General features: G+C 64.3%; 13 protein-coding genes. 12 read left to right on the forward strand and 1 reads right to left on the reverse strand.

Translation table 11 applies throughout. The annotated features are described in order from the left end of the window. Positions 1–226 precede the first annotated feature (226 nt). The 9 genes from CLU91_RS23225 (at position 227) to CLU91_RS23265 (ending at position 7,624) form a co-directional block, all read left to right on the forward strand. On the forward strand, positions 227–832 hold the full coding sequence (locus tag CLU91_RS23225; RefSeq protein WP_100876004.1) for a MotA/TolQ/ExbB proton channel family protein: 606 nt from the start codon (positions 227–229) through the stop codon (positions 830–832). After that, positions 829–1,272 carry an ExbD/TolR family protein gene (locus CLU91_RS23230; protein WP_100876005.1) on the forward strand — a complete coding sequence of 148 codons (444 nt, stop codon included), beginning with the start codon at positions 829–831 and terminating at the stop codon, positions 1,270–1,272. The genes CLU91_RS23225 and CLU91_RS23230 overlap by 4 nt, the downstream gene beginning before the upstream one ends. Positions 1,273–1,346: 74 nt before the next feature. Continuing rightward, entirely contained in the window at positions 1,347–2,402 is a 1,056-nt protein-coding gene (gene lpxK, locus CLU91_RS23235; RefSeq protein ID WP_100876006.1) for a tetraacyldisaccharide 4'-kinase, read from the forward strand. Further along, entirely contained in the window at positions 2,383–2,559 is a 177-nt protein-coding gene (locus tag CLU91_RS23240) for a Trm112 family protein (protein WP_010395789.1), read from the forward strand. The genes lpxK and CLU91_RS23240 overlap by 20 nt, the downstream gene beginning before the upstream one ends. A 2-nt stretch (positions 2,560–2,561) precedes the next feature. After that, positions 2,562–3,317 (forward strand): 3-deoxy-manno-octulosonate cytidylyltransferase, encoded by a 756-nt coding sequence (gene kdsB, locus CLU91_RS23245; protein ID WP_100876007.1) that lies wholly within the window; start codon positions 2,562–2,564, stop codon positions 3,315–3,317. Between the two features lie 247 nt (positions 3,318–3,564). Continuing rightward, on the forward strand, positions 3,565–4,221 hold the full coding sequence (gene adk / locus CLU91_RS23250; RefSeq protein ID WP_071078917.1) for an adenylate kinase: 657 nt from the start codon (positions 3,565–3,567) through the stop codon (positions 4,219–4,221). Between the two features lie 194 nt (positions 4,222–4,415). After that, on the forward strand, positions 4,416–6,539 hold the full coding sequence (locus CLU91_RS23255; RefSeq protein ID WP_100876008.1) for a sodium-translocating pyrophosphatase: 2,124 nt from the start codon (positions 4,416–4,418) through the stop codon (positions 6,537–6,539). A gap of 177 nt (positions 6,540–6,716) precedes the next feature. Then, positions 6,717–7,109: a hypothetical protein gene (locus CLU91_RS23260; protein ID WP_100876009.1), complete on the forward strand. Its 393-nt coding sequence runs from the start codon at positions 6,717–6,719 to the stop codon at positions 7,107–7,109. Between the two features lie 14 nt (positions 7,110–7,123). Continuing rightward, positions 7,124–7,624: a glycine zipper family protein gene (locus tag CLU91_RS23265; RefSeq protein ID WP_100876010.1), complete on the forward strand. Its 501-nt coding sequence runs from the start codon at positions 7,124–7,126 to the stop codon at positions 7,622–7,624. A 4-nt stretch (positions 7,625–7,628) separates the two neighbouring features. Here CLU91_RS23265 and CLU91_RS23270 read toward each other — a convergent pair whose 3' ends face one another. Further along, on the reverse strand, positions 7,629–9,713 hold the full coding sequence (locus tag CLU91_RS23270; protein WP_100876011.1) for a TonB-dependent receptor domain-containing protein: 2,085 nt from the start codon (positions 9,711–9,713) through the stop codon (positions 7,629–7,631). A gap of 246 nt (positions 9,714–9,959) precedes the next feature. Here CLU91_RS23270 and CLU91_RS23275 point away from each other — a divergent pair, with 246 nt between their 5' ends. The 3 genes from CLU91_RS23275 (at position 9,960) to ggt (ending at position 13,138) form a co-directional block, all read left to right on the forward strand. Further along, a complete protein-coding gene (locus tag CLU91_RS23275; protein ID WP_157814785.1) occupies positions 9,960–10,382 on the forward strand; it encodes a hypothetical protein in 423 nt (140 codons plus the stop codon). 149 nt (positions 10,383–10,531) lie between these two features. Continuing rightward, positions 10,532–11,290 carry a 3-hydroxyacyl-CoA dehydrogenase gene (locus CLU91_RS23280; RefSeq protein WP_100876013.1) on the forward strand — a complete coding sequence of 253 codons (759 nt, stop codon included), beginning with the start codon at positions 10,532–10,534 and terminating at the stop codon, positions 11,288–11,290. Positions 11,291–11,362: 72 nt separating this feature from the next. Then, positions 11,363–13,138 carry a gamma-glutamyltransferase gene (gene ggt, locus CLU91_RS23285; RefSeq protein WP_100876014.1) on the forward strand — a complete coding sequence of 592 codons (1,776 nt, stop codon included), beginning with the start codon at positions 11,363–11,365 and terminating at the stop codon, positions 13,136–13,138. Positions 13,139–13,177: the final 39 nt, after the last annotated feature.

Below are 13,177 nucleotides of genomic sequence, written 5' to 3' on the forward strand. Positions count from 1 at the left end.
CATGCTTGCTCACAATCTTATCCACACAAAGTGTGCAAAACTGTGCGCTCGCCGCGCCCGCCCGCCGCGCGGTGTGGACAAGTACGCATGCGGGCGCCACTTGCCGCCGGCGCGGCAACGCGCTACATTGCGCCATTCCCGCGCCGACATGCCATCGCTCTTCGGCGCTCGGTACAATACAGGCTGTCCGGGCGGTTCACCGCCTTCCCTTTACCAGGAGTTTCTTTTGCTCGCTATATTTCAAGCCGCTGGCTGGCCCATCTGGCTGTTGCTGATCGCTTCCATCGTCGCCCTGGCCCTGATCATCGAGCGCCTGCTGTATTTGCGACGCGCCAAGATTCTGCCCCGCAAGCTGTTCGATGAAGTGGTGCTGGTGTATCGCAACGGCAAGATCACGCCGGACACGGTGGCCAAGCTGGAAGGCAATTCGCCGCTGGGCGTGGTGCTGGCCGCCGCCCTGCGCAACGTCGACGCACCGCGCGAGGTGATGAAGGAATCGATCGAAGAGGCGGGCAGTGGCGTGGCCCACACGCTGGAACGTTTCCTGACGACCCTGGGCACGATCGCCACCCTGGCGCCGCTGATGGGCCTGTTCGGCACGGTGGTGGGCATGATTGAAATCTTCGGTTCGCAAAACGCCAGCGGTTCGAATCCCGCACAATTGGCGCACGGTATTTCAGTGGCCTTGTACAACACGGGCTTCGGCCTGGCCATCGCCATGCCGGCCCTGGTCTTCTACCGCCACTTCCGCGCCCTCGTCGACAGCTTCGTCATTGACATGGAGCAGCAAGCGGTCAAGTTCGTCGACATCGTCCACAGTGGCCGCCAATGAACTTCCGCAAAGGCAAGGGGCGTGAAGACCCCGAAATCAACCTGATCCCGTTCATCGACGTGCTGCTGGTGATCCTGATCTTTTTGATGGTCAGCACCACCTACAGCAAGTTTACGGAACTGCAGATCACCTTGCCGACGGCCGACGCCGAGCAAGCCAAGGACAAGCCGCAGCAGATCGACGTCACCATCGATGCCAAGGGCAATTACACGGTCAACCGCGAACCGGTCTCGTTCCGCGACGTGGCCGGCCTGGCCGATGCCCTGCAAAACGCGGCAAAAACAGCCAACGGCGGCAAGGCGCCCGCGCAGACGCCCGTCGTGGTGGTCAACGCCGACCAGTTTGCCATGCACCAGATGGTCGTCCACGTGATGGAAGCGGCGCGCCTGGCCGGCTATGAAAAGCTGACGTTTGCGGCGCAGGCCGGTGGCAGCAAGTAGCGTTCTCCGCACGGGGTCAGACCCGCCGGGTCTGACCCCAGCCTTCCTTTGCGCTCCCTTTTCATGAATACCCCATGCCCACACCTTCCCCCGCCAAGCTTGAATCCACATTGACCCGCGCCTGGCTGCGGCGCGGCCCGCTGGCGTGCGCGCTGTGGCCCGTCTCCCTGCTGTTCGGCGCCCTGAGCGCCGTGCGGCGCGGCCTGTACCGCGCCGGCGTGTTGACGTCGACGCGCCTGCCCGTGCCCGTCGTCGTCGTCGGCAATATTTTTATCGGCGGCACGGGCAAGACGCCGCTGACGATCTGGCTGGTGCAAGCCTTGCGCGATGCGGGCATGCGCCCGGGCGTCATTTCACGCGGCCATGGCAGCGCCGACCGGCTGCCGCGCGCCGTCAGCGCCGCTTCGACGCCGCAGCAGGTGGGCGACGAGCCGCTGCTGATCTTCCAGCGCGGCGGCTGCCCCGTGATGGTGGGCCGCGACCGCGCGCAAGCCGGCAGGGCGCTGCTGGCCGCGCATCCCGACGTCGACGTGCTGGTGACGGACGACGGCTTGCAGCATTACGCCTTGCGGCGCGACGTGGAAATCGTGCTGTTCGACGGCCGCGGCGCGGGCAACGGCTGGCTGCTGCCGGCGGGGCCTTTGCGCGAATCGCCGCGCCGCCGTCGCGACGTGACGGTGATTAATGCGGCCGAGCTGGCGCCGGCCCTGGTGGACCAGGTCGCGCCCAAGGGCGGCCTGGTGGTGCAGATGCGGCTCGATGGCGGGGTGGCTGAACGCTTGACGAACCGCAGCGAATGCCTGCCGCTTGCCACCCTGGCGGCCAGCGGCCAGCGCATCGTCGCGGCGGCCGGTATCGGCAATCCGCAGCGCTTCTTTGCCATGCTGCGCGGGGCCGGACTGGATTTTACGGAACTGCCCTTGCCCGACCATCACGACTTCCTCGACCAGCCATTTGCGGCACTCGACACGGATCTGATCTTGATCACCGAGAAGGATGCAGTAAAATGTGCGCAAATTGAACATCTCAAAGACGACCCGAGACTGTGGGTCGTCCCCGTCAGCGCGCGCATCGATGGCGCGCTGGCCCAACAAATTGTGGAGAAATGTCGTGGACGCTCGACTGCTTGATATCCTGGTCTGCCCTGTTTGCAAGGGTCCGCTTGAACACGATAAGAAGGCGCAGGAACTGATTTGCCGCGCCGACCGCCTGGCCTATCCGATCCGCGATGGCATCCCCATCATGTGGGCGGACGAAGCGCGCACGCTACAAGACGCAGTGGAATAACGATGGCGTTCATCGTCATCATCCCGGCCCGCCTGGCCTCGACGCGCTTGCCGGGCAAGCCGCTGGCCGACCTGGGCGGCAAGCCCATGGTGGTGCGCGTGGCCGAGCAGGCAGTCCTGTCTGGCGCCGCGCGCGTCATCGTCGCCACCGACCATGAATCCATTCGCGCCGCCTGCGTCGCGCATGGCGTGGAAGTGTGCATGACGCGCAGCGACCATCCGTCGGGCACGGACCGCATCGCCGAAGTGGCGCGCACGCTCGCCTTGCCGCCGGACGCTGTCGTCGTCAACCTGCAGGGCGACGAGCCGTTGATCGATCCTTCCCTGCTGGCCGCCTGCGCCGCGCAGATCAGCAGTACCGTGCCCATGGCCACGTGCGCGCATCCGCTGCACGATGTGCCGGATGCGTTCAATCCGAACGTGGTCAAGGTCGTGCTGGACAAGAACGGCCGCGCCTTGTATTTTTCGCGCGCGACGATTCCGTGGCACCGCGACGGCTTCGCGCAGTCGAAAGACAGCCTGCCGGCCGGCTATGTGCCGCTGCGCCATATCGGCCTGTATGCCTACAGCAATGCTTTTTTGCAAACGTATCCCACGCTCTCCGCTTCGCCGCTGGAGGCCATCGAGGCGCTGGAGCAGTTGCGCGTGCTGTGGCATGGCTATGCCATCGCCGTGCATGTGACCGATAGCGCGCCGGCTGCCGGTGTCGACACGCCGGAAGATCTTGCCAGGGTGCAAGCCCACTACGGCGTTCTGTAACGCGTTACCCGCAAAACGGCAGGCGTGCAAATATAATTTGTGCGCCTGCAGTAAAAACCACATTTTGAAACGTCCGTCTCGCTAATTGCTGGCTTTGATCAATCAGAGCATGGCAATTCGATAGCAAACTGGCGTTCCGGGGATTTTTTGTGGTAAGTTTCGTAGGGAAAGATAGTCATAGCAACATCATCTAAAAAAAAATAATTACACATACCACCATCCAAAATCTGTTTTTTAGGAACTTTCAATGCGTCTGATACTTTTAGGAGCACCCGGTGCCGGCAAGGGCACCCAAGCTAACTTCATCAAAGAAAAATACAACATTCCACAAATCTCCACGGGCGACATGCTGCGCGCGGCGATCAAGGAAGGCACGGAACTGGGCCTGGCAGCGAAAAAAGTCATGGACGCGGGCGGCCTCGTGTCGGACGACATCATGATCGGCCTGGTCAAGAATCGCCTGCAGGAAGCCGATTGCGCCAATGGCTACCTGTTCGACGGCTTCCCGCGCACCATCGCGCAAGCGGACGCCATGAAAGATGCCGGCATCAATGTCGACTACGTGCTGGAAATCGACGTGCCTGACGCTTCGATCATCGAGCGCATGGACGGCCGCCGCAGCCACCCGGGTTCGGGCCGCGTCTACCACGTCAAGTTCAATCCGCCGAAGGTCGACGGTGTCGATGACATCACGGGCGAACCGCTGATCCAGCGCGACGACGACAAGGCCGAAACGGTCAAGAAGCGCCTGGATGTGTACCACAACCAGACCAAGGTCTTGCTCGGCTACTACAACGACTGGGCCAAGTCCGGTCTGCCGGGCGCACCGAAATACCGCCGCATCGCCGGCGTCGGTCCGGTCGAGCAAATCCGCGACAGCGCCTTTGCCGCCCTGGCGGAATAAGCAGTTTTTAAAAGCGGACCTGAGTGTCCGCTTTTTTTCTGCCCGCTTTTCAGGCAGACTGCCAGCATGGCTGGATGCATAACGTTTTCGTGGTTCAGGTTTTTTGCAGGTCGTGTTTTCCTGGTTGCGCGTGCCTACCCGGTGCGGTCTGCAGCTGTTGGCAATGACGTCGGATAAAAACAGAAGGGGACGATATGGCAGCCAGTTTGTGGTTTGCGGTAGCCTGCGGCGTGGTCGCAGTCATTTACGGTTTGGTGTCGCGCAGCTGGATCCTGCGGCAGGATCCCGGCAACGCGCGCATGCAGGAAATCGCGCTGGCCATCCAGCAGGGCGCGGCCGCCTACCTGGCGCGCCAGTACCGCACCATCGCGTTTGTGGGCGTGGTGCTGCTGATCGCCATCTACCTGTTGCTGGGCTTGCACACCGCGCTGGGCTTTTTGATCGGCGCCGTGCTCTCGGGCGCCTGCGGCTTCATCGGCATGAATGTCTCGGTGCGGGCCAATGTGCGCACGGCGCAGGCGGCCACCCTGGGCATCAACCAGGCCTTGAACGTGGCTTTCAAGGGCGGCGCGATCACAGGCATGCTGGTGGTCGGCCTGGGCTTGCTGGGCGTGACCCTGTTCTACTGGCTGCTGGTGACGACGGGCGCGCCCGGCCTGACCCAGCATGATTTGATCAAGCCTTTGATCGGCCTGGCCTTCGGCGCCTCGCTCATTTCCATCTTCGCGCGTTTGGGTGGCGGCATCTTCACCAAGGGCGCCGACGTGGGCGCGGACCTGGTGGGCAAGGTCGAGGCGGGCATCCCCGAGGATGATCCGCGCAACCCTGCCGTCATCGCCGACAACGTGGGCGACAACGTGGGCGACTGCGCCGGCATGGCGGCCGACCTGTTCGAAACCTATGTCGTGACCCTGATCGCCACCATGCTGCTGGGGGCCTTGCTGATGGCAGAGGCCAGCAGCACGGCCATCATCTATCCGCTGCTGCTGGGCGCCGTCTCCATCCTCGCGTCCATCGTCGGCTGCTCGATGGTGAAAACAAAACCGGGCGCGAAGATCATGTCGGCCCTGTACACGGGACTGTGGTGGGCCGCCGGCCTGTCACTGGTCGGCTTTGCCGTCGTCACCTGGCTGCTGTGGCCCGACGATGCCATGCGCTACAAGATGCTGGGCGCCACCGTCGTCGGCATCGTGCTCACGGGCCTGATGGTGTACATCACCGAGTACTACACGGGCACGGACTTCAAGCCCGTGCGCCACATCGCCGAAGCGTCGACGACGGGCCACGGCACGAACATCATCGCCGGCCTGGGCGTGTCGATGAAGTCCACCGCGTATCCGGTGCTGGCCGTCTGCATCGCCATCCTCGTCTCGTATCAATTGGCCGGCCTGTACGGCATCGCCATCGCGGCCACGGCCATGCTGTCGATGGCGGGCATCATCGTCGCGCTCGACGCGTATGGCCCCATCACGGATAACGCGGGCGGCATCGCGGAAATGTCGGGCCTGCCCGACTCCGTGCGCGCCATCACCGACCCGCTCGACGCAGTGGGCAACACCACCAAGGCCGTCACCAAGGGCTATGCCATCGGCTCGGCCGGGCTGGCCGCGCTGGTGCTGTTCGCCGACTACACGCATGCGCTTGAATCCGTGGGCCAGCACATCACGTTTGACCTGTCGAACCCCATGGTCATCGTCGGCCTGTTCATCGGCGGCCTGATACCGTATCTGTTCGGTGCCATGGCGATGGAAGCCGTGGGCCGCGCGGCCGGCGCCGTGGTGGTGGAAGTGCGGCGGCAGTTCCGCGACATCAAGGGCATCATGGAAGGCACGGCGCGGCCCGAGTACGACAAGGCCGTCGACATGCTGACGGCGTCAGCCATCCGCGAAATGATCGTGCCGTCCCTGCTGCCCGTGGTGGTGCCCATCGTCGTGGGCATGCTGCTGGGGCCGGCGGCGCTGGGCGGGCTCTTGATGGGGACCATCGTCACTGGCCTGTTCGTGGCCATCTCCATGACCACGGGCGGCGGCGCCTGGGACAATGCCAAGAAATACATCGAGGATGGCCATTTCGGCGGCAAGGGTTCGGACGCGCACAAGGCCGCCGTCACGGGTGACACGGTGGGCGACCCGTACAAGGATACGGCCGGCCCGGCAGTCAACCCCTTGATCAAGATCATCAATATCGTGGCCCTGCTGCTGGTGCCGCTGCTGCCGGCCACGGGCTGGCTGGCCGTCAAGGCGCCGGCGCCCATCCACGCGCCCGTGCCGCCCATCATGGCGCCGGCCACACCCGTGCAAAGCTTGCCGGCGCAATAAACCCCACGTCAAACAGCCCCGTTCCCAAGGGCTGTTTTTACGTCGGGCATCTCAAAATTTCCTGGCTTCCATATCGCGCGCGTATCAAAAGTGAGCAATTGTTACAGCGCCTTGCCTGCGCCGGCCGCCTGCCAATAATGAAGCAGTTACTTCAGGCAGCACAGGACAGGAGGCATCATGAACAAGGACAACAAGCGGCGCTGGCTGATGCTGGCTGCGGCGCTGGCGCTGGCCGGCAGTGCCTGGGCCGCTCCCGGCGGACATGGCTTTCACGGCCACCATCACGGTCACGGTCACGGCCATTTGCATGGCCGCTCGCATGTGGGTGTGTGGCTGGGGTCTGGCTGGGGCTACGGGCCGGGCTGGTACGGCGACCCGTGGTATGGCCATCCGTACGGACGCACGGTCGTGGTAACGCCGCTGCCCGTCGCGCCGCCCGTGTATGTGGAGCAGGGCGCGGTGCCGACGGCGCCGATGTGGTACTACTGCCGCCAGCCGCAAGGCTATTATCCCTATGTGACAAGTTGCACGCTGCCGTGGCGCGCTGTGGCGCCGGGCAGCGTGCGCTGAAGGCGAGGTGCGACATGAATGGACAAACAGGCGCAGTGTGTGTGGGCGTGCTGGCGCCCCTTGTGCTGGCGGCATGCACGGTGATGCCGCAAGGGCCGTCGGCCATGGTGTTGCCCGGCACGGGCAAGAGTTTCGCGCAATTCCAGGGCGATGATGTCCATTGCCGCGGCTACGCGCAGGCGCAGCTGGGCGGCAGTTCGGCGCAGCAGGCCGCGGCCGACAGCGGCGTGCGCAGCGCGGCCCTGGGCACGGTGCTCGGTGCGGTGGCCGGCGCCGCCATCGATGGCGGCCATGGCGCCGGCGTGGGTGCCGGCACGGGGCTGGTCTTTGGCGCGCTGGCCGGCACGGGCGCGGCCGACAGTTCCGCGTATGGCATGCAGCGCCGCTACGACGACGCTTACCTGCAATGCATGTATGCGAGCGGCCACAAGGTGCCCGTGGCCGGGCAGATGCTGGGCGGCGTGCCGGCCAATGCCGCCACGCCGCCGCCCGATACGCCGCCGCCCCGCTACTAGCCGATTAGAAGCGCGACGTCAGGCCGACAAACATGCGCCGTCCCGGCACGTAGTAGGTGACCAGGCCGTCGTTGGCCGGTCCCTTCTTGAGCAGATTTTCCACGCCGCCGCGCACGGTCCAGTTGGGCGTGATCTTGTAAGACATGATCGCGTCGACGATGGTGTAAGCCTTGTTGGGCTTGCGGCGCGTCGCGGAGCGCGTTTCGGCGTCCAGTTCCTTGCCCGTGTACTGGGCCGACACTTCGCCGTACAACTGGTCGTTCACTTGCCAGCCCAGCGCCGAATACAGCGACACTTTCGGCGTCGACAGCAGGTTGACACCCGTGGTCAGGTTTTTCGCTTCCGCCATGTAGGTCAGGTTGTTACGCCAGTTCAGGTTCTTCGTCAGCGGAATGGTCAACGTGCCTTCCAGCCCGCTGGTGCGCGCCTTCTGGATGTTCGTCATCTTGGTCCACCATTGTCCCTGGAAGAAGCCCAGCGGCGTGTAGTCGATCTTGTTCTTGAAATCCGTGTGGAAATACGTCAGCCCTGCATCCCAGCCGTTGTGTTCGTACGCCACGCCGAATTCGGCCGCCGTGCTCGTTTCCGGCTTCAAGTCCGCATTGCCGGCCATGTAGCAGCCGCCCGTGATGTAGCCCATCGGGCGCAAGCCGTTGCAGCCGTTGCCGCCCGATTGGGTGGCGGCGCCCGGTGCATTTTCCTTCAGGCTGGGGGCGCGGAAGCCTTGCGACACACCGCCCTTGATGGTCCAGGCAGGCAGTGGGTGGTACACCAGGTACAGGCGCGGGCTGTAGTGGTTGCCGAACTTGCTGTGGTGATCGAGGCGCAGGCCAGCCGTGGCCGTCAAGTCCTCGCGCAGGAACAGCTGATCTTCCGCGAACAGGGCCGAGGTGGTGCCGGACAAGGTCGCGCCGCTCACGGGATTGCCCAGGTAATCGGTGGGCACGGTGCCGATGGTGTCCGTATTCGTCAATTCCTGATGCTTCCATTGGCCGCCCATCACCAATAATTGCTCGATGCCCCAGCCCAGGCGTTTCTCCAGGGTTGCGTCCAGCGTGCTGTCCTTGGACTTGGCCACCGTGCCGATGAACTGGTTGTCATAATCGTTGTGGTACAGATTGACCTTGGCCTTGCCGAAATCGTAGCGGCCGTCATAGCCGAGGCTGGCGCTCTTGCGTATCAGCTTGCTGGCGCCCCAGGCGCCGAACAGTGGCCTGCCTTTTGCGTCCACCGTGGGCGAATCGCTCGCTTCCTGGCGGCCATAGCTGGCGTCCAGCGACAGGCTGTGCTTGTTATTCAGCGCCCAGTTCAGCTGACCGGTCACGGTCTGGTTGCGCTCGCCGCCAATGCCGCCCGCCTTGCCGCTGCTGCGCTCATCGGGATTTTGCTTCGATTGCGCCACGCCGAGGCGCATGCCCACCGACTCCGACAGGGGCCCGGCCAGGTTCACGCCCAGCTGGTGCGCCGTGCCGCGGCCGCTGTCCTGCGGCTGCGTGTAGTTGGCCGTGGCCGAACCATTCCACTTGCCCGGCACCTTGCGCGTGATGATGTTGATCACGCCGCCCATGGCGTCCGAGCCGTACAGCGAAGACATGGGGCCGCGCACCACTTCGATGCGTTCGATCATCTCGGGCGAGATCCAGTTCAAGTCCTGGCGTCCCAGATCGGGACGGTAAGCCGTGTCGGCCGAGCTGCCCATGCGCTTGCCATCGACCAGGATCAGGGTGTATTTATCGGGCAAGCCGCGCAGCTTGATCTTCGATTCCTCGCCCGTGGGGCTGGTGCCACCCGTCACGCCGGGGATGCGGCGCAGCAGGGTGTTCAAGTCATACACGGGCTGGCGCTCGATTTCCTCGCGCGTGATGACGCTGATGCTGGCCGGCGCATCCTTGATGTCGATGGCCGTGCCGGACGCAGTGACGACCACCGTGTTCATGGTGGGATCGGCGGCCACAGTGCCTTCGGCCCAGGCGCTGCCGACGGCCAGCGAGAGCAGGCAGGGCAGGAGCAGGGCGGTGGAATGGATAGCACGGGCGGGAGTGGCGACGGGGGCTGCGAAGGTTGCGAAGGCGGGACTGCGCTTGGTCATGGTGAACTTTCCGGATGTTGTTTTTTCCTGGCTGCCTTCCGGGTGGCTCGGGTATAAATGGTTGAAAATGCAATAAACTGCGCCCCTATTCCGCGAATGAGAATAAGAATCGTTCTTATTGTAATGCCATCCTGGCAAGAAGGAAAGTGCTGAAAGGAAATAAAACACTGTTGCAGTGTGTGCATGGCATCTGACGCCATGTGTGCCAATAATGAAAGCGGTATGATCGATGCATGGGGAGGTGGCATGAAAACGATGATCAAAACCATACCGGCGCTGGCCTGTGCCCTGCTGCTCGCTGGCGGCCATGCAGACGCCCGGGAGCCGGCCGCTTCCGATGATTTGCCCGTGTGCCAGCTCGACCCGCGCGACAGCGGCAAGCTGGCCGTGGAACCATGCCGTCCGGCGCCGCCCGTGCAGCCGCGCCGTTCCGTGGCACAGGTAATTGGCCGCATGCCGGCTCAGCCTGCGCCGCCCGTCGTGCCCATGGCGCCCCTGCCGCCTAGCCCGGCCGTGCCCATGCCCCGTGCGCCGCAGCCCATCGGCGCATGCGACACGGGCGGCTGCCGCGATGCGGCCGGCGCGCGCTACAACGGCGCGGGCAACGCCACGCTCGACGCCAACGGGCGCATCTGCCATCGCAACGGCGCTTTCATCCAGTGTTTTTAACCCTGCCACTGGCTGGTGTTGCAAGTTTTCGCTCGGTGAGCGCAAAAATGGCTACAATTGTCGTCGACATTACGTTTACGTAAACGTAACTATGGCACCATGCAACCATCAGGCGCCGGGAACACGGCACTTATTACTCAGGAGATTTCATGCAGATTCAGGACAATGTATTCATCATCACGGGCGGCGCATCGGGTTTGGGCGCGGCCACGGCGCGCATGCTGACGGCCGCTGGCGGCAAGGTCGTGCTGGCCGATGTGCAGACGGAGGCGGGCCAGGCGCTGGCCGCTGAACTGAACGGCGTGTTCGTGCAGTGCGACGTGACGTCGGAAGAAGACGGCATGGCCGTGGTGGCAGCGGCTATCAAGCTCGGTACCTTGCGCGGCCTGGTCAACTGCGCCGGCGTGGCGCCAGCCGTGAAAACCGTGGGCAAGGACGGCCCGCATCCGCTGGCCCTGTTCCAGAAAGTCGTCAACATCAACCTGGTCGGCACCTTCAATATGTGCCGCCTGGCGGCCGATGCCATGGCCAAGCAGGATGCGACCGCTGAGGGCGAGCGCGGCATCATCATCAACACGGCGTCCGTGGCGGCCTACGATGGCCAGATCGGCCAGGCCGCGTATGCGTCGTCGAAGGCGGCCGTGGTGGGACTGACCCTGCCGATGGCGCGCGATTTGTCGCGCAACGGCATCCGCGTGATGACGGTGGCGCCCGGCATTTTCGAGACGCCGATGTTGCTGGGCATGCCGGCCGAAGTGCAGGATGCGCTGGGCAAGATGGTGCCGTTCCCATCGCGCCTGGGCAAGCCGGGCGAATACGCGCAACTGGTGCAAGCCATCGTGGAAAACGTCATGCTCAACGGCGAAACTATCCGCCTGGACGGCGCCATCCGCATGCAGCCGAAGTAAGCCCTCGGCCGGGGTGCAGCGCCGTGGCCGGCATTTGAGGTAGCATACCCGGGTATCTTTACCGGAGTAAGCATGATCACATTGAAGCCGCTGGCGCTGAGCCTGACCTTGCTGGGAGCCTTGGCTGCCCATCCTTCCTTTGCGGAAGTGCCGCAAAAGGCGCCGGAAATCGCCACCGCGTATGCGGAAAAAAGTGGCTGGGCGGCGCAGAAATTCATGGTCGCCGCAGCCAATCCGCTGGCCGCCGATGCCGGCTACCAGATGCTGAAAAAGGGCGGCAGCGCCATCGACGCCGCCATCGCCACGCAGCTGGTGCTGACCCTGGTCGAGCCGCAATCGTCGGGCATCGGCGGCGGCGCCTTTTTGCTGTACTCCACGGCCAAGGGCGTGCAGGCATTCGACGGGCGCGAAACGGCGCCGGCCGCCGCCGATGAACACCTGTTCCAGAATGCGGACGGCAGCCCCGTCTCGCGCGCCACGGGCGTGGTGGGCGGGCGTTCCGTGGGCGCGCCGGGCGTGCTGCGCATGCTCGAATTGGCGCACAAGGAACACGGCAAGCTGCCGTGGGCGACTCTGTTCGGCCCCGCCATCAAACTGGCGCACGGCGGCTTTCCCGTCAGCCAGCGCCTCAACGGCCTGTTAAGCTGGGACCAGGCCCTGAAGCGCGACCCTGTCGCTGCCGCGTATTTCTATGACAAAGAGGGCAAGCCCTGGCCCGTCGGCCATGTGCTGAAAAACCCGCAACTGGCGCGCACCCTGCGCGAGATCGCCCGCGGCGGCGCCGACGCTTTTTATAGCGGCCGCATCGCGCGCGACATCGCCGCCAAGGTGGCGTCGCATCCGACCAATCCGGGCAAGCTGACGGCGGCAGACATCGCCGGCTACCGCGCCAAGGTGCGTGAACCCGTCTGCAGCGATTACAAGGCCTGGACCGTGTGCGGCATGCCGCCGCCATCGGCGGGCGGCATCGCCATCGCGCAGATGCTGGGCATGCTGGAAGTGAAGGACATTCGCCCGTATGCGCCCGTCGACGGCGTGCTCGATGTGCAGGCGATCCATTTGTTTTCGGAAGCGGGGCGCCTGGCCTACGCGGACCGCAACCGCTACGTGGCCGACACGGACTTCGTGCCGCTGCCGGGCAATGGCGTCGCCTCGATGCTCGATAAATCCTATCTGGCGCAGCGCGCCTCGCTGATCGGCGACAAATCCACGGGCAAGGCCATGCCCGGCACGCCGCCCGGCATGCAGGTGGCGTGGGGCATGGACAACGCCTTGCAGCGCCCGTCGACGTCGCACCTGGTAGCCGTCGACGCTTTTGGCGGCGGCCTGTCGATGACCACGAGCGTGGAAGACGCGTTCGGCTCGCGCCAGATGGTCGACGGCTTTTTGCTCAATAACCAGCTGACGGATTTCTCGTTCGATTCGCGCGATGCCGCTGGCCCCATCGCCAACCGGGTCGAAGCGGGCAAGCGCCCGCGCAGCGCCATGTCGCCCACGCTGGTGTTTGAAAAGGGCACGCATAAGCTGGTGCTGGCGACAGGGTCGCCCGGCGGCTCGTCCATCATCAACTATGTCGCCAAGGTCCTCGTCGGCACCATGGATTGGGGCTTGAACGTGCAGCAGGCGATCAACCTGCCGAACTTCGGCAGCCGCAATGGCCCCACGGAGCTGGAAAAGGGCCGCGCGCCTGCCGCCCAGGTCGAGGCACTGCAAGCGATGGGCCATGAGGTGCGCGTCATCGAACAGAATTCCGGCCTGCAGGGCATCATGCGCCTGAATGCGCACGGCAAGGATTTCTGGTTTGGGGGGGCGGACCCGAGAAGAGAAGGGATGGTTCGAGGAGACTAATCACCCCCGAATCTTTTCCACAAAGTATCAAGACCCTGC

The organism is Janthinobacterium sp. 64 (assembly GCF_002813325.1).
GTDB lineage: Bacteria > Pseudomonadota > Gammaproteobacteria > Burkholderiales > Burkholderiaceae_D > Janthinobacterium.

Bases quoted from the DNA above. Each gene is read 5' to 3' on its own strand.
- CLU91_RS23230 (WP_100876005.1), top strand. From the start codon at position 829: ATGAACTTCCGCAAAGGCAAGGGGCGTGAAGACCCCGAAATCAACCTG.
- lpxK (WP_100876006.1), top strand. From the start codon at position 1,347: ATGCCCACACCTTCCCCCGCCAAGCTTGAATCCACATTGACCCGCGCC.
- kdsB (WP_100876007.1), top strand. From the start codon at position 2,562: ATGGCGTTCATCGTCATCATCCCGGCCCGCCTGGCCTCGACGCGCTTG.
- adk (WP_071078917.1), top strand. From the start codon at position 3,565: ATGCGTCTGATACTTTTAGGAGCACCCGGTGCCGGCAAGGGCACCCAA.
- CLU91_RS23255 (WP_100876008.1), top strand. From the start codon at position 4,416: ATGGCAGCCAGTTTGTGGTTTGCGGTAGCCTGCGGCGTGGTCGCAGTC.
- CLU91_RS23260 (WP_100876009.1), top strand. From the start codon at position 6,717: ATGAACAAGGACAACAAGCGGCGCTGGCTGATGCTGGCTGCGGCGCTG.
- CLU91_RS23265 (WP_100876010.1), top strand. From the start codon at position 7,124: ATGAATGGACAAACAGGCGCAGTGTGTGTGGGCGTGCTGGCGCCCCTT.
- CLU91_RS23270 (WP_100876011.1), bottom strand. From the start codon at position 9,713: ATGACCAAGCGCAGTCCCGCCTTCGCAACCTTCGCAGCCCCCGTCGCC.
- CLU91_RS23275 (WP_157814785.1), top strand. From the start codon at position 9,960: ATGAAAACGATGATCAAAACCATACCGGCGCTGGCCTGTGCCCTGCTG.
- CLU91_RS23280 (WP_100876013.1), top strand. From the start codon at position 10,532: ATGCAGATTCAGGACAATGTATTCATCATCACGGGCGGCGCATCGGGT.
- ggt (WP_100876014.1), top strand. From the start codon at position 11,363: ATGATCACATTGAAGCCGCTGGCGCTGAGCCTGACCTTGCTGGGAGCC.